Raw genomic sequence first — 18,555 nt, 5'->3', positions numbered from 1 at the left:
CTAGCGGATCCTGGGCGCTCCGCTCACCACTGCGGTGGGCTGGCGATCGAGCGGGCCAGGACGTCGTCCAGGACCCGTGCCGTCGCGGGCACGTCCAGCTGGGAGTTGTCGATGATCGGGAGGCCCGAGCCGTACCAGCCGGCCATGCGGCCGTGGATGCGGGCGACCTCCTCGTCGGTGAGGCGGCGGTTGCCGCTGCGCTCCGCGTTGCGCTCCAGGACGATGTCCAGGCCGGGCAGGAGGACCACCGGGAGCAGGCCGGGCCCCACGTGCCGCTTCCAGCCGCCGAGTCCGACGACCGGCCGGTCGGGGAAGACGGCGTCGTCGAGGATGCACGAGATGCCGTTGGCGAGGAAGTTGCGCGCGGCGAAGCCGCAGGTGCGGCGGGCCAGGCGGTACTGCGCCTCGGAGTTGTCGTTCCACCCCGACTGCGGGTCGGCGAAGCCGGAGCGGACCCATTCGCGGACGTCGTCGAGGCTGATGTGCGCGGTGGGCACGCGGCGGTGGGAGGCCCAGTACTTGGCGACGCTGGTCTTGCCCGCGCCCGCGGGACCGATGAGCAGCACCGCGAGCGTGGTGACCGTCGGGTCGGGGGCGGTCGCGGCGGTGGGCGGCACGCTGGGCATGGCGACCGGGCCGCCGGGCGGCAGCGGGACGTGGCCGGTGGTGTCCGGGGCCGGCGGGGCCGGGGAATGCTGCGGCACGACGTGCGGCGGCGCGGGCGGGACGGGTGGGACCGGCCCCGACGCGGGCCCGCCGGCGAATCCCGGTGCGGGAGGCGGCGGTGGCACCGGGGCGGGCCCCTGGTGCACGCCCGGTTGATGCGGCCCCTGGTGCTGCGCGGCCGGCGACCAGCCGGCCGCCGGACCGTGCCCCGGCTGGTGGGGCGGCGGCAGCGGAGAACCCACTGCGTGCTGCATCCGGTGCCACTCCGTCTCGTACAGGCAATAGCCGATGGCAAGGGGTGCAAACCCCGCTCTCCCCCACAGCCTAAAGGGCGTGGGGGGTACCCCCGTCCGAACGGTACCGCCCCCGGCTGCCGTTTGGTGAACGGCCGGGGGCGGTCCGAAGTGCCCGGCCCGCCAAGCGAATCGGGCGGAGGGGGCGATGCGGGACCTACTCGCCCACTTCGCCGTACGCGGCGAGCAGGACCGCCGGGTCGGGTCCCTCCAGGACGGTCGGCTTGGCCAGTCCGTCGAGGACGATGAAGCGCAGCAGGTTGCCCCGGGACTTCTTGTCGACCTTCATGGCCTCCAGCAGCTTGGGCCACTGGTCGTAGCGGTAGTGCAGCGGCAGGCCCACCGACTCCAGGATCGCGCGGTGCCGGTCGGCGGTCGCGTCGTCGAGGCGGCCGGCCAGGCGGCCCAGTTCGGCGGCGAAGTGCATGCCGACCGAGACGGCCGCGCCGTGGCGCCACTTGTAGCGCTCGTTCTTCTCGATGGCGTGCGCGAGGGTGTGCCCGTAGTTGAGGACCTCGCGCAGTCCCGACTCCCTCAGGTCGGACGACACGACGTCGGCCTTGACCTTGATGGAGCGCTCGATGAGCTCGGCGGTGTGCGGGCCCGCCGGGGTGCGGGCGGCCTCGGGGTCGGACTCGATGAGCTCCAGGATCACCGGGTCGGCGATGAAACCGGCCTTGATGATCTCGGCGAGCCCGGAGACGTAGTCGTTGACCGGGAGCGAGTCCAGCGCCGCCAGGTCGCACAGCACGCCGGCCGGCGGGTGGAAGGCGCCGACCAGGTTCTTGCCCTCGGCGGTGTTGATACCGGTCTTGCCGCCGACCGCCGCGTCCACCATGGCGAGCACGGTGGTGGGGACGGCGATCCAGCGCACCCCGCGCAGCCAGGTCGCGGCGACGAAGCCCGCGAGGTCCGTGGTGGCACCGCCGCCGACGCCCACGACGACGTCGGTGCGGGTGAAGCCGGACTGACCGAGCGCCTTCCAGCAGTAGGCGGCGACCTCGGCGGTCTTGGCCTCCTCCGCGTTGGGCACCTGGATCGCGACGGCCTCGAAGCCCTGCTCGGCCAGGTCGGCCCGCAGCGCGTCACCGGTGTCGGCCAGCGCCTCGGGGTGGATGACCGCGACCCGGGCGGCCTTGTCGCCGATCAGGCCGCCGAGCTCGCCCAGCAGTTGACGCCCGACCAGGACCTCGTACGGCGCGGAGCCCGCGCTGCCGCCGACCTGGATCCGCGTCACAGACTCGCTCATGCTTCCTTCAACTCCAGTGCGTCCAGGGCGGCCCGGGTGACCTCTTCGGGGGTACGGCCGTCCGTCGCCACGACGGCCGTGGCGATCTCCTCGTACAGGTGGCGGCGGGCCTCCATGAGCTCGCGCCACTGCTTGCGCGGGTTGACCGCGAGCAGCGGGCGGGCCGTGTTGAGGCCGGTGCGCTTGACTGCTTCCTCGACGTCCATCGAGAGATAGACCACGCGCAGTCCGGCCAGCAGCCCGCGCGTGCCGGCGTCGAGCACCGCGCCGCCGCCCAGCGCCAGGACGCCGTCGTGCGCGGCCAGCGCCCGCCGCACGGACTCCTTCTCGATCTCCCGGAAGGCGGTCTCGCCCTCGTCGACGAAGATCTCGGCGACGCTCCGCCCCTGGGCCTCGACGATGTCGTCGTCGCTGTCGCGGTAGGCGACGCCGAGCCGCTCGGCGAGCAGCCGCCCGACGGTGGACTTGCCCACCCCCATCGGCCCGACCAGGACGACCAGCGGCCCGCTCATCGGATGTGCAGGTGGTCGAGGTACGACCGCACGTTGCGACGGGTCTCGGCGACGCTGTCGCCGCCGAACTTCTCCGCCACCGCGTCCGCCAGCACCAGCGCCACCATCGCCTCGGCGACGATGCCGGCCGCGGGGACCGCGCACACGTCGGAGCGCTGGTGGTGCGCCTGGGCGGCCTCGCCGGTGGCGACGTCCACGGTCTGCAGGGCGCGCGGCACGGTCGCGATGGGCTTCATGGCGGCGCGCACCCGCAGCAGCTCACCGGTGGTGAGGCCGCCCTCGGTGCCGCCGGAGCGGCCGGTGGCCCGCTTGATGCCGTCGCCGCCGGCGAGGATCTCGTCGTGCGCCTTCGAGCCGGGCACCCGGGCCAGCTCGAAGCCGTCGCCGACCTCGACGCCCTTGATCGCCTGGATGCCCATCAGGGCGGCGGCCAGCCGCGCGTCCAGGCGCCGGTCCCAGTGCACGTGCGAGCCGAGGCCCACCGGCACGCCGTAGGCGAGCACCTCGACCACACCGCCGAGGGTGTCGCCGTCCTTGTGGGCCTGGTCGATCTCCGCGACCATCGCCTTCGACGCGTCGGCGTCCAGGCAGCGCACCGGGTCGGCGTCGAGCTTCTCGACGTCGGCGGGGACGGGGACGACGCCGTAGGGCGCCGTGGCACCGGCCAGTTCCACGACGTGCGAGACGATCTCGATGCCGGCCGTCTCCTTCAGGTACGACCGGGCGACGGCGCCGAGCGCGACGCGGGCTGCGGTCTCCCGGGCGGAGGCCCGTTCCAGGATCGGCCGGGCCTCGTCGAAGCCGTACTTCTGCATGCCGGCCAGGTCGGCGTGGCCGGGGCGCGGCCGGGTCAGCGGCGCGTTGCGGGCGAGTTCGGCGAGCTCCGCCGGGTCCACCGGGTCGGCCGCCATGACCTTGTCCCACTTGGGCCACTCGGTGTTGCCCACCATGACCGCGACCGGGGAGCCCATGGTGAGGCCGTGCCGGACGCCGCCGAGGAAGGTGACCTCGTCCCGCTCGAACTTCATCCGCGCACCGCGGCCATAGCCCAGCCGCCGCCTCGCCAGATGGTCCGCCACCATGTCGGTGGTGATCGGGACGCCGGCGGGAAGGCCCTCCAGCGTCGCGACGAGTGCGGGACCGTGGGACTCCCCCGCGGTCAGCCAACGCAGCCTGCTCAAAGGTGCTCCTCAGTCTCGCGCCCTCGTACTGCCCTGCGTACGCGTGTCCTCGCGTACGGCGACGGCGCGACCAGGTGCGCGGCCCCGGCCCGCCACCTCCGATCCTCCCACGTCCGCGAGGCGAACCCGGCAGCCGGTCCATCAGGCGGACCGCCGAAGGCCGCCGCGATACCCGCTCCCCTCAGGGGCGCGGGGAGCCGCCCGACCGGCGACGGACGGTCCTCCGGCGGGTTTCCGGGTCGCGGCGAAGTGCCGAGGAGAGCATCGGACGGCCCGCCCGGCTACGCGCCCGACGGCTCAGCGGGCCGCCAGGGCGTGCTCGCCCGCCTTGCGCATGGCCTCCACGGGCGCCGGGGCGCGGCCCGTCATCCGCTCCACCTGGAGCACCGCCTGGTGGACCAGCAGGTCCAGGCCGCTGACGACGGCCCCGCCGTACATCGACCAGCGGGCCGCCAGCGTGGTGGGCCAGGGGTCGTACAGGACGTCGAAGAGGGTGGTGGGCCGCTCGGGGACGGCCGCGGCGAGGGCGTCGGTGGTGCCGGCCGGCGTGGTGGCGACGACCAGCGGGAAGTGCAGCGCCTCGGCCGCGTCCGCCCAGTCCGCGATACGGACGTCCACCTCGAGCCGCTCGCCCCACCGCCGCATCTCGGCGGCCCGCTCCGCGCTGCGGACGTAGGCGACGACCTCGCCGGTGCAGACGCGGGCCAGCGCGGCCAGCGCCGAGGAGGCGGTGGCGCCGGCGCCGAGCACCGCCGCGCTGTCGACCTGGTCGACGCCTCGCTCGCGCAGGGCGGCGACCATGCCGGGAATGTCGGTGTTGTCACCGACGCGACGGCCGTCGCCGGTGAACACGACCGTGTTGACGGCCTCGACCGAGGCCGCCGTCTCGCTGATCTCGTCGAGCAGCGGGATGACCGCCCGCTTCAGCGGCATGGTCAGCGACAGCCCCGCCCACTCCGGCCCGAGCTCGGCGAAGAACCCGGGCAGAGCGGCCTCGTCGACGTCGAACCGGTCGTACGTCCGGTCGACGAGCCCCAGCTCCGCGTACGCGGCGCGGTGCAGCACCGGCGAGAGGGAGTGGGCGATGGGCGAACCGAGTACGGCGGCCCGGCGGGCGTCAGTTGCCCGTACTGGCATCGAACTTTTCCTTGAGTCGCTGGAATTCGTCGTAGTTCTTCGCGAATTCGGTATTGCTCTGACCGTCGGTCGCCACGAAGTAGATCCAGCCCTCTTCGGTCGGATTCAGCGCCGCCTTCAGCGCGTCCTCGCCCGGGTTGCCGATGGGACCGGGCGGCAGACCCTTGTTGGTATAGGTGTTGTACGGGTCCTTGTTGCTGTTGATCTCGGACTCGCTGATGTGGATGTTGCTCTCGTTCTTCAGGTAGTTGAAGGTCGAGTCGAACTGAAGCAGGCGGTTGGTCTCGGTGTTCGTCGGCTTGAGGCGGTTGTAGATCACCTCGGCCATCTTCCGGAAGTCGTCGTGCGTCTTGCCCTCGGCCTGGACGAGGCTGGCGACCGTGACGACCTGCAGCGGGTTCTCCAGGTCGAATTCCTTGGCCTTGGCCGAGAGGTTGTACTTCAGGTACACCTCGTTGGCCTGCGCGACCATCTGCTTCAGGACCGCCTCGGGCTTCATGCCCTTGGCCGCGGGATAGGTGCCCGGGAAGAGGAAGCCCTCCAGCGGGTCCTTGATCTTGGTGTCGGTGTTCGCCCACTTCGGCAGTCCGAGACTCTTGTATTCCTTCTCGGCGACCTTTCTGGTGGCGCCGGCGGAAAGCCCGAGTTTGGTGTCGATGTCCTTGTAGACACCCACGTTCCGCTCGCCGGGGCGAACAATGATGTTGGCCTGGCTCTTCGGGTCGAGCATCATCGCGACAGCGCTTTCCGCGGACATCTCCTTCTTCAGGATGTACGCGCCCGCCTGAATGGCGTTCCCCTTGGGATTCTGCTGCTGCGCGGACACGAAGGCGTCGACGCTCTTCACGACGCCCGCGTCCTTCAGCTTGCGCCCGATGTCGTAGCCGCCGGCGCCTTTGGGAATCTCGACGCTGACCGTCTCGGCGATACCGTCGCCCGCGTAGTCCGGCGCCGTGCCGAAACGATTTTGGTAGAACTGGTAGCCGAAATAGCCGACCCCGGCGAGACCGCCGCCGAACACCAGCACGACCACCAGGCAGGCACAGCCGTTACGGCGCTTCTTGCCTGTGCCACCGCCTTTGCCCCGCTTGTCGCCACGGCCACGCCGGCTGTCCGCCTCGTCGTCACCGTCGCCGTCATCGTCGTCGCCACCGCCCGCGAAGAAGGCGTGTTCGCCCTGGTCGGGGCCGGGATCCCAGTCGACCTTGGGTTCCGGCTCGGGGCGCCTACGGCTGGGCGGCTCGGGCGGGGGGTACGCCTCGGGGGTGCCGTAGTAGTCGGGCGGCTCGGCGCCGTAGGCCACGGCCTGCTGACCGTAGGGGTCACCCGGGTCGGCGGCGTAGGGGACCTGCGCGTGCGTGCCGGTGCCGTCCCAGCCACCGCCCTGCTGGTACTGCTGTTGCTGCTGTTGTTGCTGCTGTTGTTGCTGCTGCTGGTCGTACTGCTGGTACTGCTGCTGCGACGGGTCCGGGTATTGCTGATGCTGCTGCTGGTCGTACTGCTGCGCCTGGCCGTAGGCGACCTGCTGGTGACCGTTGCCCCAGTCGCCGTACTCCTGCTGCTGCGGCTGCTGCGGATAGTGCTGCTGCTGGCCGCCGTAGGCAGACTGAAGACCCGCTTGGGCCTGCTGCCCTTCCCATCCGCCGTCCCCGTACAACGGGTCCTCGGGATGCCACGGTTCGGAGCCTGGGCCCCGGCCATACTCAGTCATCGATCCCCTAGAGCCGCGAGGCGGCGATCATGCGGTTTGCGGGCCGGTCGACGTTCGCCTCTTTTGCTGTGCGGCGACTGTTCGAACACCGCCGCATCGCGCGGAACGTTACCGTATCGCGATCAGATGACCACTTCGACGCCCTCGCCGGGTGGTTTACCTGACACCCGTTCGGATTCCAGCGCCTGCTGAAGGATGATCACGGCGGCGGCCTGATCGATGACCGACCGGCCCTTCTTGGACTTCACACCCGAGGCCCGCAGTCCCTGGCTCGCCGTCACCGTGGTCATTCTCTCGTCGACGAGCCGCACCTCGACCGGAGCGATCCCCCGGGCGAGTTCCTGGACGAAGCCGCGGACCTTGACCGCGGCCGGGCCCTCGCCCCCCTTGAGGGAGCGAGGGAGCCCGACCACGACCTCGATCGGTTCGTACTCCTCGACGAGCTGCCTCAGCCTGCGCTGAGCCGCCGGCACGTCCCGGCCGGGGACGGTCTCCACCGGCGTGGCGAGGATCCCGTCGGGGTCGCACGAGGCGACCCCGATCCGGGCGTCCCCGACGTCGATCGCGAGCCGGCGTCCTCTTCTCATCCTCTTGACCGTCTCTTACTTGGCGGTCTCGGCGACCAGCCGCTCGACGGCCTCGACCGCCTCACCGAGGGCGGCCGGGTTCTGGCCGCCGCCCTGGGCGACGTCCGGCTTGCCGCCACCGCCGCCGCCGAGGGTCTTGGCGGCCGTGCGCACCAGCTCACCGGCCTTCAGACCACGCTCGCGGGCGGCGTCGTTGGTGGCGATGACCGTCAGCGGCTTGCCGTTGTTGACGGTGAACAGGGCCACGACCACGGCCCGGCCACCCTGGATGCGGCCCCGCACGTCGAGCACCAGCCTGCGCAGGTCGTCCGGGGTCGTGCCGTCCGGCACCTGACCGGTGACGACCGCCACACCGTGGACGTCCTTGGCGGACTCGGCGAGCCCGGCGGCGGCCTGGAGCACCTTCTCGGCGCGGAACTTCTCGATCTCCTTCTCGGCGTCCTTCAGCTTGCCGAGCATGGCGGAGACCTTCTCCGGGAGCTCCTCGGGACGCCCCTTGACCAGCTCCTGGAGCTGGGCGACGACCGTGTGCTCACGGGCCAGGAAGTTGTAGGCGTCCACGCCGACGAGGGCCTCGATACGACGCACACCCGAGCCGATCGAGGACTCGCCGAGCAGCTTCACCAGGCCCAGCTGGGCGGTGTTGTGCACGTGCGTGCCGCCGCACAGCTCCTTGGAGAAGTCGCCGATGGTCACCACGCGGACCCGCTCGCCGTACTTCTCGCCGAACTCGGCGATGGCGCCCTGCTTCTTGGCCTCGTCGATGCCCATGACCTCGGCGTGCACGTCGAGATCGCGGGCCAGCACCTCGTTGATCTTCTGCTCGACGTCGGTCATCACGGCCGTCGGGACGGCGGACGGCGAACCGAAGTCGAAGCGGAAGCGGCCGGGCTGGTTCTCGGAACCGGCCTGGGCGGCCGTCGGGCCGAGCGCGTCGCGCAGGGCCTGGTGGGTGAGGTGCGTGGCCGAGTGGGCACGGGCGATGGCCTTGCGGCGGCGGCCGTCGATCGAGGCGTGGACCCGGGATCCGACGGTCACCTCGCCGACCTGGACGACGCCCTTGTGCACGTACACGCCCGGGACCGGCTTCTGGGTGTCGCGGATCTCGATGACGGCGCCGGAGTCGACCTTGATGCGGCCGGTGTCGCCGATCTGGCCGCCGCCCTCGGCGTAGAACGGGGTGCGGTCGAGGACGATCTCGACCTCGTCGCCCTCCGTGGCGGCCGGGGAGGAGGCGCCGTCGACGAGGATGCCGACGATCGTCGACTCGGTCTCGGTGTCGGAGTAGCCGATGAAGTCGGTGGCACCGGCGGCGTCGGCGATCTCGCGGTAGGCGCCGAGACTGGCGTGGCCGGTCTTCTTGGCCTGGGCGTCGGCCTTGGCGCGCTCCCGCTGCTCCTTCATCAGACGGCGGAAGCCGTCCTCGTCCACGGCCAGCCCCTGCTCGGCGGCCATCTCCAGGGTGAGGTCGATCGGGAAGCCCCAGGTGTCGTGGAGCAGGAAGGCCTTGTCGCCGGCGAGGACCGTACCGCCGGCCTGCTTCGTCTCCGTGACGGCCGTGTCGAGGATGTTGGTGCCGGCCTTCAGCGTCTTGAGGAAGGCGTTCTCCTCGGCGATGGCGACCTTCTCGATGCGCTCGCGGTCGGTGACCAGCTCCGGGTACTGCTGCCCCATCATGGCGATCACCGTGTCGATGAGCTCCCGCACGACCAGGCCGGTGGCGCCCAGCAGCCGCATGTTGCGGATGGCACGGCGCATGATGCGGCGCAGCACGTACCCACGGCCCTCGTTGCCGGGGGTCACGCCGTCGCCGATCAGCATCACGGACGTCCGCATGTGGTCGGTGACCACGCGCAGCGAGACGTCGGAGTCGTGCGAGGCGCCGTACTCGACACCGGTCAGCTCGGTGGCCTTCCTGATGACGGCCATCGAGGTGTCGATCTCGTACATGTTCTGCACGCCCTGCAGAATCATGGCGAGGCGTTCCAGGCCGAGGCCCGTGTCGATGTTCTTGCTCGGCAGGTCCCCGAGGATCTCGAAGTTGTCCTTGCCGATGCCCTCGCCCCGCTCGAACTGCATGAAGACGAGGTTCCAGATCTCCACGTACCGCTCGTCGTTGACGGCGGGGCCGCCCTCGACACCGAACTCGGGGCCGCGGTCGTAGTTGATCTCGGAACAGGGGCCGCACGGGCCGGGCACGCCCATGGACCAGAAGTTGTCCTTCATGCCCAGACGCTGGATGCGCTCGGCGGGCACGCCGACGACGTCGCGCCAGATCTGCTCGGCCTCGTCGTCGTCCTGGTAGACGGTGATCCAGAGCTTCTCCGGCTCCAGGGCGTAACCACCCTTGTCCTGGGGGCTGGTGAGCAGCTCCCAGGCGTGCTTGATGGCGCCTTCCTTGAAGTAGTCGCCGAAGGAGAAGTTGCCGCACATCTGGAAGAACGTGCCGTGGCGGGTGGTCTTGCCGACCTCTTCGATGTCGGGCGTGCGCACACACTTCTGCACGCTGGTGGCGCGCGCGAACGGCGGCTTGACCTCACCCAGGAAGTAGGGCTTGAAGGGCACCATGCCGGCCGGGACCAGGAGCAGAGTCGGGTCGTCCGCGATGAGCGACGCCGAAGGGACGACGGTGTGCCCGCGCTCCTCGAAGAAGCTCAGCCAGCGGCGGCGGATCTCAGCCGACTCCATCAGTGGTCCTCATTCCGGTTGTACGAGTACGTCGACCTCTCGACGTACTTCGGGTTGTTGCGGTTCTCGATGGCGACGACGCTCCGGGGAGCGGCGAGTTCGGGGTTCTCGTGGATCCCCAGCGCCTCTCCCAGTTCCGCCTCCCGCCGCGCCATGTTGTCGCGGACATCGAGTGCGAAGTCCACCGCGCGGTCCTTGAGCCGGTGACCGGCCTCGACCGCCTTGTTCGCCGCGGCCGCGGCGAGGCTCTCGGGGGTCAGCTGCTTCAGCTTGCGGTTGACCTTGGTGGTGGCCCACACACCGGCGGCGACACCCGTGGTGAACCAGAACGTACGGCGGAACATCGCTCGGTCAGTCCTTCTTTCCGCGGGCGTTGCGCCTCGCGCGCCGCGCGGCCGGGACGGTGCGGCCCACGATCACGGTACGCCGGGGCGCCTTGGCGGGCACGTCGTCGTCGCGTCGGCCGCCGAGGGCCCGGCGGACGCCGTAACCGAAGGCGGCGACCTTCACGAGGGGGCCGCCGAAGGTGGACGCGACCGTCGTCGACAGCGCCGACGCGTTCGACGTCACCTCCTGGACGTCCGAGGCGATCGAGTCGACCCGGTCGATCTGGGTCTGCGCCGAGCGCACCGCCGAGGAGGCGTCCGCCAGCCGGGACGGCCTGCTCGGTCACGTCCGCCACGAGCTTGGTGGTCGCCCTGAGCGTCTGGGCCAGCCTCGCGAGTGCCACGGCGAGGAAGGAGACCAGGATCGCCCAGAAGACGGCCACCAGGATCCCGGCCACCTCTCCACCGGACACTGCGCACCCGCTCCCTGAAACATGCCTCTACATCGAAAAAGTCGTGCACCGAGCCTATCGCGCCGGGCGTGCCGCTCCGTACCGGATTACCGCCCGTGCCCACCGGAGTCGCGCAGGGCGATTGTACGGAATGAACACGACTCAGTACGCTCCGTGTGCCATGCGAGATCAGCAGCGTGAGGACCGCCGGCCGGACGGCAACCTTCCCCTGGAGACCGACACGTTCGTGGGACGGGCCGGCGAACTCGCCGGACTGGCCGGGGCGCTCGACGCCGCGCGGCTGGTGACGGTGACGGGGGCCGGCGGCGTCGGCAAGTCGCGCCTCGTGGCCCGGGCGGCGGCGCGGCGCGCGCCGGACGACGGGGTGTGGCGGGTGGAGCTGGCACCGCTGCGCGACCCGGAGTTCGTGGCGTACGCGGTCGTGGAGGCCCTCGGGCTGACCGACCACACCACACGGCACCCGCACGAGACGCTGCTCGCCCGGCTCGCCGGGCGTCAACTCCTGCTGGTCCTGGACGGGTTCGAGCATCTCGTGGAGGCCTGTGCCGCGCTGGTGGGCGACCTGCTGCGGCGGTTGCCGGGCCTGACGGTGCTCGCCGCGGGCCGCAGACCGCTCGGGGTGGCGGGCGAGCACCTCTTCCCCCTGGCACCGCTGGACGAGGACGCGGCGGTGGAGCTGTTCGTCGAGCGGGCCGCCCGGCAGGGGCTGACGGTCGCCGACGACGGGGAGGTACGGGAGCTGTGCCGGCGCCTGGACGGCATCCCGCTGGCGGTCGAGCTGGCGGCGGGCCGGCTGCGGGCGCTGTCCCCCGGTCAGCTGCTGGACCGGTTCGACGACCGGTTCCGGCTGCTGACGGGCGGCGCGCGCGACGCCCTCCCCCGCCATCAGGCGCTGCGTACGGCGATCGGCTGGAGCCATGAGCTGTGCACGCCCGGGGAACGGCTGCTGTGGGCGCGGCTGTCGGTGTTCGCCGGACCGTTCGACCTGGCGGCCGCCGAGTACGTGTGCAGCGGGAACGGCCTGGACGCCGACGACGTCCTCGACGTCCTGTCCGAACTCCTCGCCCAGTCCGTGGTGGCCCGGGAGGACACCCCGGCGGGCGTGCGCTACCGGATGCTGGCCACGCTGCGGGCGTACGGCGCCGACTGGCTGGAGGCGATGGGTGACGCGACCCGGCTGCGCCGCCTGCACCGCGACTGGTACATGGGCCTGGCGACCTGGTGCGAGCTGGACTGGTTCTCGCCCCGGCAGAACGAGGTGGCCGCCCGGGTCGAGACGGAGCTGCCGAATCTGCGCCGCGCCCTGGAGTACTGCCTGACCGAGCCGGACGAGGCGCATCTGGGCCAGTATCTGGCGGGCTCCCTGTGGTTCTACTGGGCCGGCTGCGGCCGGCTCTCGGAGGGGCGACGCTGGCTGGAGCGGAGCGTCGAGCGGACCCGCGGCCCGGTGCTGCGGACGGCCGGCCGGCGGTCGCGGCTGAAGGCCCTGTGGGTGCTCGGCTATGTCGCGATCCTCCAGGGCGACTCGGTGCCCGCGCTGGCGGCGCTCCAGGAGTGCCGGGAGGAGGCGGAGCGCGTCGCCAGCCCGACGGCGCTGGCCTACGCGGAGCATCGCGCCGGCTGTCTGGCCCTGGTCACGGACGACATGGCGCGCGCGGAGACCCTGCTGCGTTCGGCGCTCGCGCGCTATCGGGCGATCGGGGAGCTCAACAGCAACGTCCTGATGAGTCAGGTCGAGCTGGCCATGGCCCGGGCCTTCCAGGGCGATCTGCGGGACGCGGTGACGCTCTGCGAGGACGTCCGGCAGGTGTGCGAGGACCACGGGGAGCGGTGGACGCGTTCGTACGCGCTGTACGTCCTGGCCTACGCGGCCTGGCGGGAGGGCGATCTGTCCACCGCCCGCGCGCTGCTGACGGACAGTCTGGCCTGCGCGCACACCTTCCACGACCTGCTCGGCTCGGTGCTGGTGATGGAACTGCTGGCCCTGGTCACGGCCGCGGAGGGCGACGCGGCGGAGGCCGCGGTGCTCCAGGGGGCCGCGGCGGACATGTGGCCCTCGGTGGGGCTGCCGCTGTTCGGCTCGGCGTACTACAACGCCCCGCACGAACTGTGCGAGGCGACGGCCCGCGAGCGCCTGGGCGACGAGCGGTACGAGGAGTGCGTACGGCAGGGGGCGGGGCTGGGGCGGGAGACGGCGGTGGCGCGGGCGCTGGGACGGTCCCGGACGCGGTCGCCGGAGGGCGTGCCCGGGCCGCGCGGGCCGGGCCGGCACGCGCGCGGTGCCGCACAAACGCGCGAACCCGCCGCCTCGCCCACCCGGAAGGGCGGGGAGACGGCGGGCTGAGGTGCTACACCCGGCTGGTGATCAGCGGGCGTAGTACTCGACGACGAGCTGCTCGTCGCAGATCACCGGGATCTCCTTGCGGTTCGGCTCACGGTCCAGGCGGAAGGCCAGGGCCGGGAGGTTCACCTGGAGGTAGCGCGGGGTCTCGCCGTCGGGGGCGAAGCCACCCGCGCGCGAGACCTCGAACAGGGTCTTGCTGCGGCTGCGCTCGCGGACCATCACGACGTCGTCGGGACGGACGCGGAACGAGGGCTTGTCGACCTTCTGGCCGTTGACCTCGATGTGGCCGTGCACGACCATCTGGCGGGCCTGGTAGATCGTGCGGGCGATGCCCGAACGCAGGACCAGCGCGTCGAGACGGCGCTCGAGCTCGATGATCAGGGCCTCACCGGTCTTGCCCTGGACCTTGGAGGCACGCTCGTAGGCGCGGACGAGCTGACGCTCGGACACGTCGTACTGCGCGCGCAGACGCTGCTTCTCGAGCAGACGGACCTTGTAGTCCGAGTTCTGCTTACGGCCGCGGCCGTGCTCGCCCGGCGGGTAGGGGCGGGCCTCGAAGTACTTGACGGCCTTCGGGGTCAGCGCGATGCCGAGGGCACGCGACTTCTTGACCTTGGGGCGGGACTGATTCGCCACTGTGTGTCTCTTTCCTGGATTTCGGCTCACCAGAGTTAAGGGAGGTCGCATCCGCAGCCGGGGAAACCCGCCACGTCCCTGCGGACGAGCCGGGCAGCCGCTCCCTGGTCTGGGCACATACGTGCAGCACGCGAGTGGCCCACCGACCTGTTCCGGGAATCCGGATGGTGGTGGGCTGCCCGCGACACCTTCGACGGTGCGCGACGCTCCTGGAATCCCCGCCGTACGGGCCGGGATTCCGGCTGGATGTCCCGTTCTGGTGGTGCCGGCTCCCTCTTGCGACGGGCCGGACACGGGACTCAGCGCTCCGAGGGATTCTACAGGGTGCTCAGGACCCCTTGCGACCGAGGTGCTTTCTCGTCCACTCGACCGCGTCCGCGTAGCGCGCCTCGCCACCGTGGCGGGTCGGGGTGTAGTACGCGCGGTCCTTGATGGCGTCCGGCGCGTACTGCTGGGCCGCGATGCCCTCGGGCAGGTCGTGCGGGTACACATAGCCCTGCGCGTGCCCCAGCTTGGCGGCGCCCTTGTAGTGCCCGTCCCGCAGATGCGGCGGGACGGGTCCCGCCAGTCCCTTGCGTACGTCCTCCAGGGCGGCGCCGATCGCCGTGGTCGCGGCGTTGGACTTGGGGGCGAGGGCCAGCGCGATGGTGGCGTGGCTGAGGGTGAGGGCGGCCTCCGGGAAGCCGATCATGGCCACGGCCTGAGCGGCGGCGACCGCGATCGGCAGGGCGTTGGGGTCGGCCAGGCCGATGTCCTCGCTGGCGGAGATCATCAGCCGGCGGGCGATGAAGCGGGGGTCCTCGCCGGCCTCGATCATCCGGGCCAGGTAGTGCAGGGCGGCGTCGACGTCGGAGCCGCGGATGGACTTGATGAGGGCGCTGGCCACGTCGTAGTGCTGGTCGCCGTCGCGGTCGTACTTCACGGCGGCGCGGTCGACGGTCTCCTCCAGCGTCGTCAGCGCGATCTCCCGCTCACCCTGGTCGAGGGCGGCGCCGGCGGCGGCCTCCAGGGCGGTCAGGGCGCGGCGGGCGTCCCCGCCGGCGATGCGCAGGAGATGGTCCTCGGTGTCCTCGGGCAGGGTGACGGCGTCCTTGAGTCCGCGTGCGTCGCCCAGGGCCCTGCGGACCAGGCCGCGCAGGTCGTCGTCGGTGAGGGGTTCGAGGGTGAGGAGGAGAGAGCGGGACAGCAGGGGCGAGATCACGGAGAAGTAGGGGTTCTCGGTGGTCGCGGCGATCAGGGTGACCCAGCGGTTCTCGACCGCCGGGAGCAGCGAGTCCTGCTGGGCCTTGCTGAAACGGTGGATCTCGTCGAGGAAGAGGACGGTCTCCTTGCCGTACCCCCCGGTGGCGCGGCGGGCGCCGTCGATGACCGCACGGACCTCCTTGACGCCGGCGGTGATCGCCGACAGCTCGACGAACCGCTTGTCGGTGGCCTTGGAGACGACGTACGCCAGGGTTGTCTTGCCGGTGCCGGGCGGGCCCCAGAGGATCACCGAGGACGGCCCCGCCGGGCCGCCGTCGCCCGCTCCGACGAGGCGGCGCAGGGGCGAGCCCGGCTTGAGCAGATGCTGCTGGCCCACGACCTCGTCGAGGGTGCGGGGGCGCATCCGGACCGCCAGGGGACTCCCCGCGGGGTCCTTCTCCTGGCGGTCTTCGGCGGCGGCGGTGAACAGATCGGGCTCCACCCTGGAAACCCTAAATCACCGCACTGACAATCCCGCCGGGCCCGTCAGCTGGTCCAGAACTCCCACCAGCGGGTCAGCACCAGCATGCCGATGATGCCGATGTGCAGCACGGGCACGACCCAGGTGAACTCGCCGAAGAAGCTCTTCAGCCAGCGCGGGGCGGGCAGCAGGTCGTTGCGGATGTTGAACGAGGTCACGTACCAGAACATGACGATCGTGGCGACCCAGGCCAGGGAGCACCACAGGCACAGCGCGTTGATCCGGTACAGGGACTGGAACTGGAGCCAGGTGCAGAAGGCCACGCCGAAGAGGGTGCCGAAGTTGAAGGTGAGCCAGTACCAGCGCGGGAAGCGGGCGCGGCCGAGCAGGCTCATGCCGACACAGATCACGATGCCGTAGCAGACCAGACCGAGCATCGGGTTCGGGAAGCCGAAGGCGGCGGCCTGCTTGCTCTCCATCACGCTGCCGCAGGAGACCACCGGGTTCAGGCTGCACCCGGGCGTGAAGGTGGTGCCGGCGACCTTGGCCTCGAGCAGCTTGAACTTGTCGATCGTGATGACCCACGCGGCCAGCAGTCCCGCCGCGCCGGTGATCAGCAGCAGGACGCCGAAGGCGCGGCTGCCGCCCACCGTGCGCGCGGCGGGCGCGGAGCGCTCCGGCTCGGGCTCGGTGGAGACGTCTTTGACTGTCGTCTTGCTCATCACGCCGATTCCGTCACTTGAGAGGAGGACCTTCTGCGGGCTGGGGCCATTGTGCCGCACGGGTACGTGCGCGCACCGTTCGCTCCGGATAAGGAAGTGCGTGCGGGCGGCCCCGAACGGCTGGTTCCGGACAGCGTGCGCCTGCGGTGAGGGCGCCGGCGGCCACTGCGGCCCCCGGCGCCCCTTCCACCCGTACGAATGACCGCCCCAGGTCCTCAGCCGAGCCGTGACTCCAGCTCGGCCACGATCTCGTTCACGCCGATCGCCGACTGCTCGCCGGACTCCATGTCCTTGAGCTGGACGACGCCCTCGGCGAGGTCGCGCTCGCCGGCGACGAGCGTGTAGCGGGCGCCGCTGCGGTTGGCGTTCTTCATGGCGCCCTTGAGGCCCTTGTGGCCGTAGGAGAAGTCGGCCGCGATGCCGACCTTGCGCAGCTCGGTGACCTTGGCGAACAGGATCCGCCGGGCCTCCTCGCCCAGCGGGACCGCGAACACGCTGGTGGACGCGGGCAGGGCGAGTTCGACGCCCTCCGCCTCCAGGGCCAGGACCGTGCGGTCGACGCCGAGGGCCCAGCCGACGGAGGGCAGCGCGGGGCCGCCGATCATCTCGGACAGGCCGTCGTAGCGGCCGCCGCCGCCCACCGCGGACTGGGAGCCCAGACCGTCGTGGACGAACTCGAAGGTCGTGCGGGTGTAGTAGTCCAGGCCGCGCACCAGTCTGGGGTCGTCCTCGAAGGCGACGCCCGCCGCCGTGATCAGCTCGCGGACCTCCTCGTGGTACGCCTTGCAGGCGTCGCACAGGTAGTCCCGCAGCAGCGGGGCCCCGGTCAGCTGCTCCTGGACGTCCGGGCGCTTGTCGTCCAGGACGCGCAGCGGGTTGATGTCCGCGCGGCGCAGGGTCTCCTCGTCCAGGTCCAGGCCCCGCAGGAAGGTCTGGAGGGCTTCCCGGTACACCGGGCGGCACTCCTTGTCGCCCAGGCTGTTGAGGAGGATCCGGAACTCGCGCAGGCCCAGCGAGCGGTACGCCTGGTCGGCCAGGATGATCAGTTCGGCGTCCAGGGCCGGGTCCTCGGCACCGATCGCCTCGGCGCCGACCTGCGAGAAGTGGCGGTAACGGCCCTTCTGGGGGCGCTCGTAGCGGTAGTACGAGCCGGAGTACCAGAGCTTGACGGGGAGGTTGCCGCTCTTGTGGAGGCTGGCCTCCAGGGCGGCGCGGAGCACGGACGCGGTGCCCTCGGGGCGCAGGGCGAGCCGGTCGCCGCCCTTGGTCTCGAAGGCGTACATCTCCTTGGTCACGATGTCGGTGGACTCACCGACACCGCGCGCGAACAGTTCCACGTTCTCGAAGCCGGGCGTCTCGATGTAGCCGTAGCCGGAGTTGCGCAGCGGGGCGGCGATCGCCTCGCGGACCGCCAGGTACGTGGCGGAGTCCGGCGGGATCAGGTCGTAGGTGCCCTTGGGGGCCTTGAAGGTGCTCACGGAAGTCTCTCGTCACATTCCTCGTCGGGGAGCGTCGGCGCGCGCTCCCGGGCCGGCCGCCACCTGCCGCAGATACGGGTTGGTGGCGCGCTCCTGGCCGATGGTCGTCTGGGACCCGTGGCCGGACAGCACCACGGTCGAGTCGTCGAGCGGCAGGCACACGCGGGCCAGCGAGTCGAGCATCTCGGCCATGTCACCGCCGGGCAGGTCGGTGCGTCCGATGGAGCCGGCGAACAGCAGATCCCCGGAGAAGAAGACCGACGGGATGTCGGCGGTCTCGGGCATCCGGAAGGTCACCGACCCCTTGGTATGGCCGGGCGCGTGCGCGACGGACAGTTCCAGGCCCGCCAGTTCCAGCCGCGCGCCGTCGGTCAGTTCCTTGACGTCGTCCGGCTCCCCCACGGTCAGCTCGCCCATCAACGGCATCCCGATGGAACGGCCGAGGGCCGTCTCCGGGTCGCTCATCATGTAGCGGTCCGCGGGGTGGATCCAGGCCGGTACGTCGTGCGCGCCGCACACCGGGACGACCGAGGCCACGTGGTCGATGTGGCCGTGCGTGAGGACGACGGCGACCGGCTTGAGCCGGTGCTTCCTGAGCGCTTCCTCGACTCCGGCGGCCGCCTGGTGGCCCGGGTCGATGATCACGCACTCCTCGCCCGCGGCCGGGGCGACCAGATAACAGTTCGTCCCCCAAGCCCCGGCTGGGAACCCTGCAATGAGCACGATCGTCCTTCGTTGTGTCGATACGGGCGGCTACGGCAGTGGTCAGAAGCCTACCGGCGCTGCCGATTCCTCAGCGAACCCATATACGGTACGGGGCACACGCAGGCGGTCGGCACACCAGACGCACGCGTCCCTGACGACGTACGAGACGCATGAGGAGAAAAAC

The 18,555-nt window shown here is 71.2% G+C and carries 15 protein-coding genes and 1 pseudogene; 1 reads left to right on the top strand and 15 read right to left on the bottom strand.

Annotated elements, in window-relative coordinates:
* Nucleotides 1-23: 23 nt before the first annotated feature.
* From ACWCQK_RS20230 to ACWCQK_RS20185, 10 genes and pseudogenes are all read right to left on the bottom strand, one after another.
* Nucleotides 24-920, bottom strand: coding sequence for a Pro-rich N-terminal domain-containing protein (locus ACWCQK_RS20230; RefSeq protein ID WP_451156662.1), 897 nt, complete (start codon nt 918-920; stop codon nt 24-26).
* 196 nt (nt 921-1,116) lie between these two features.
* Entirely contained in the window at nt 1,117-2,208 is a 1,092-nt protein-coding gene (gene aroB, locus ACWCQK_RS20225; protein WP_451156660.1) for a 3-dehydroquinate synthase, read from the bottom strand.
* Nucleotides 2,205-2,720: a shikimate kinase gene (locus ACWCQK_RS20220; RefSeq protein WP_451156658.1), complete on the bottom strand. Its 516-nt coding sequence runs from the start codon at nt 2,718-2,720 to the stop codon at nt 2,205-2,207. Before ACWCQK_RS20220 ends, aroB begins: the two co-directional genes overlap by 4 nt.
* On the bottom strand, nt 2,717-3,901 hold the full coding sequence (gene aroC, locus ACWCQK_RS20215) for a chorismate synthase (RefSeq protein ID WP_451156656.1): 1,185 nt from the start codon (nt 3,899-3,901) through the stop codon (nt 2,717-2,719). The genes ACWCQK_RS20220 and aroC overlap by 4 nt, the downstream gene beginning before the upstream one ends.
* A 297-nt stretch (nt 3,902-4,198) precedes the next feature.
* Nucleotides 4,199-5,038 carry a shikimate dehydrogenase gene (locus tag ACWCQK_RS20210; RefSeq protein WP_451156654.1) on the bottom strand — a complete coding sequence of 280 codons (840 nt, stop codon included), beginning with the start codon at nt 5,036-5,038 and terminating at the stop codon, nt 4,199-4,201.
* Entirely contained in the window at nt 5,019-6,749 is a 1,731-nt protein-coding gene (mltG, locus tag ACWCQK_RS20205; protein ID WP_451156652.1) for an endolytic transglycosylase MltG, read from the bottom strand. The genes ACWCQK_RS20210 and mltG overlap by 20 nt, the downstream gene beginning before the upstream one ends.
* A 122-nt stretch (nt 6,750-6,871) precedes the next feature.
* On the bottom strand, nt 6,872-7,336 hold the full coding sequence (gene ruvX / locus ACWCQK_RS20200) for a Holliday junction resolvase RuvX (RefSeq protein ID WP_451156650.1): 465 nt from the start codon (nt 7,334-7,336) through the stop codon (nt 6,872-6,874).
* Nucleotides 7,337-7,351: 15 nt separating this feature from the next.
* On the bottom strand, nt 7,352-10,024 hold the full coding sequence (gene alaS, locus ACWCQK_RS20195; RefSeq protein ID WP_451156648.1) for an alanine--tRNA ligase: 2,673 nt from the start codon (nt 10,022-10,024) through the stop codon (nt 7,352-7,354).
* Nucleotides 10,024-10,368 (bottom strand): hypothetical protein, encoded by a 345-nt coding sequence (locus ACWCQK_RS20190; protein ID WP_451156646.1) that lies wholly within the window; start codon nt 10,366-10,368, stop codon nt 10,024-10,026. Before ACWCQK_RS20190 ends, alaS begins: the two co-directional genes overlap by 1 nt.
* A 7-nt stretch (nt 10,369-10,375) precedes the next feature.
* Nucleotides 10,376-10,823, bottom strand: a pseudogene (locus ACWCQK_RS20185) (DUF948 domain-containing protein).
* A 160-nt stretch (nt 10,824-10,983) separates the two neighbouring features.
* Between ACWCQK_RS20185 and ACWCQK_RS20180 the strand changes: the two are divergent.
* Nucleotides 10,984-13,167 (top strand): ATP-binding protein, encoded by a 2,184-nt coding sequence (locus ACWCQK_RS20180; RefSeq protein ID WP_451156644.1) that lies wholly within the window; start codon nt 10,984-10,986, stop codon nt 13,165-13,167.
* A gap of 21 nt (nt 13,168-13,188) precedes the next feature.
* Here the strand turns inward: ACWCQK_RS20180 and rpsD are convergent, their stop codons facing one another.
* The 5 genes from rpsD to ACWCQK_RS20155 form a co-directional block, all read right to left on the bottom strand.
* Nucleotides 13,189-13,803 (bottom strand): 30S ribosomal protein S4, encoded by a 615-nt coding sequence (rpsD, locus tag ACWCQK_RS20175; RefSeq protein ID WP_054233962.1) that lies wholly within the window; start codon nt 13,801-13,803, stop codon nt 13,189-13,191.
* 328 nt (nt 13,804-14,131) lie between these two features.
* The gene (locus ACWCQK_RS20170; RefSeq protein ID WP_451156642.1) at nt 14,132-15,487 is read right to left on the bottom strand and encodes a replication-associated recombination protein A; all 1,356 of its coding nucleotides are present in this window, start codon (nt 15,485-15,487) and stop codon (nt 14,132-14,134) included.
* Nucleotides 15,488-15,531: 44 nt separating this feature from the next.
* On the bottom strand, nt 15,532-16,188 hold the full coding sequence (locus ACWCQK_RS20165; protein ID WP_451156640.1) for a vitamin K epoxide reductase family protein: 657 nt from the start codon (nt 16,186-16,188) through the stop codon (nt 15,532-15,534).
* A 215-nt stretch (nt 16,189-16,403) separates the two neighbouring features.
* Nucleotides 16,404-17,666 carry a histidine--tRNA ligase gene (hisS, locus tag ACWCQK_RS20160; RefSeq protein ID WP_451156638.1) on the bottom strand — a complete coding sequence of 421 codons (1,263 nt, stop codon included), beginning with the start codon at nt 17,664-17,666 and terminating at the stop codon, nt 16,404-16,406.
* A gap of 12 nt (nt 17,667-17,678) precedes the next feature.
* Nucleotides 17,679-18,389: an MBL fold metallo-hydrolase gene (locus ACWCQK_RS20155; RefSeq protein ID WP_451156636.1), complete on the bottom strand. Its 711-nt coding sequence runs from the start codon at nt 18,387-18,389 to the stop codon at nt 17,679-17,681.
* Nucleotides 18,390-18,555: the final 166 nt, after the last annotated feature.

This window comes from Streptomyces sp. NPDC002306 (assembly GCF_053593435.1).
The sequence above is the reverse complement of the archived record's forward strand: the minus strand, read 5'-3'. Positions and strand labels throughout refer to the sequence as shown.

Excerpts from the sequence above, each read along its gene's own strand:
- ACWCQK_RS20210 (WP_451156654.1), bottom strand. The coding sequence starts at position 5,038 with ATGCCAGTACGGGCAACTGACGCCCGCCGGGCCGCCGTACTCGGTTCG.
- ruvX (WP_451156650.1), bottom strand. The coding sequence starts at position 7,336 with ATGAGAAGAGGACGCCGGCTCGCGATCGACGTCGGGGACGCCCGGATC.
- aroB (WP_451156660.1), bottom strand. The coding sequence starts at position 2,208 with ATGAGCGAGTCTGTGACGCGGATCCAGGTCGGCGGCAGCGCGGGCTCC.
- ACWCQK_RS20190 (WP_451156646.1), bottom strand. The coding sequence starts at position 10,368 with ATGTTCCGCCGTACGTTCTGGTTCACCACGGGTGTCGCCGCCGGTGTG.
- ACWCQK_RS20180 (WP_451156644.1), top strand. The coding sequence starts at position 10,984 with ATGCGAGATCAGCAGCGTGAGGACCGCCGGCCGGACGGCAACCTTCCC.
- ACWCQK_RS20230 (WP_451156662.1), bottom strand. The coding sequence starts at position 920 with ATGCAGCACGCAGTGGGTTCTCCGCTGCCGCCGCCCCACCAGCCGGGG.
- ACWCQK_RS20165 (WP_451156640.1), bottom strand. The coding sequence starts at position 16,188 with ATGAGCAAGACGACAGTCAAAGACGTCTCCACCGAGCCCGAGCCGGAG.
- mltG (WP_451156652.1), bottom strand. The coding sequence starts at position 6,749 with ATGACTGAGTATGGCCGGGGCCCAGGCTCCGAACCGTGGCATCCCGAG.
- ACWCQK_RS20220 (WP_451156658.1), bottom strand. The coding sequence starts at position 2,720 with ATGAGCGGGCCGCTGGTCGTCCTGGTCGGGCCGATGGGGGTGGGCAAG.
- alaS (WP_451156648.1), bottom strand. The coding sequence starts at position 10,024 with ATGGAGTCGGCTGAGATCCGCCGCCGCTGGCTGAGCTTCTTCGAGGAG.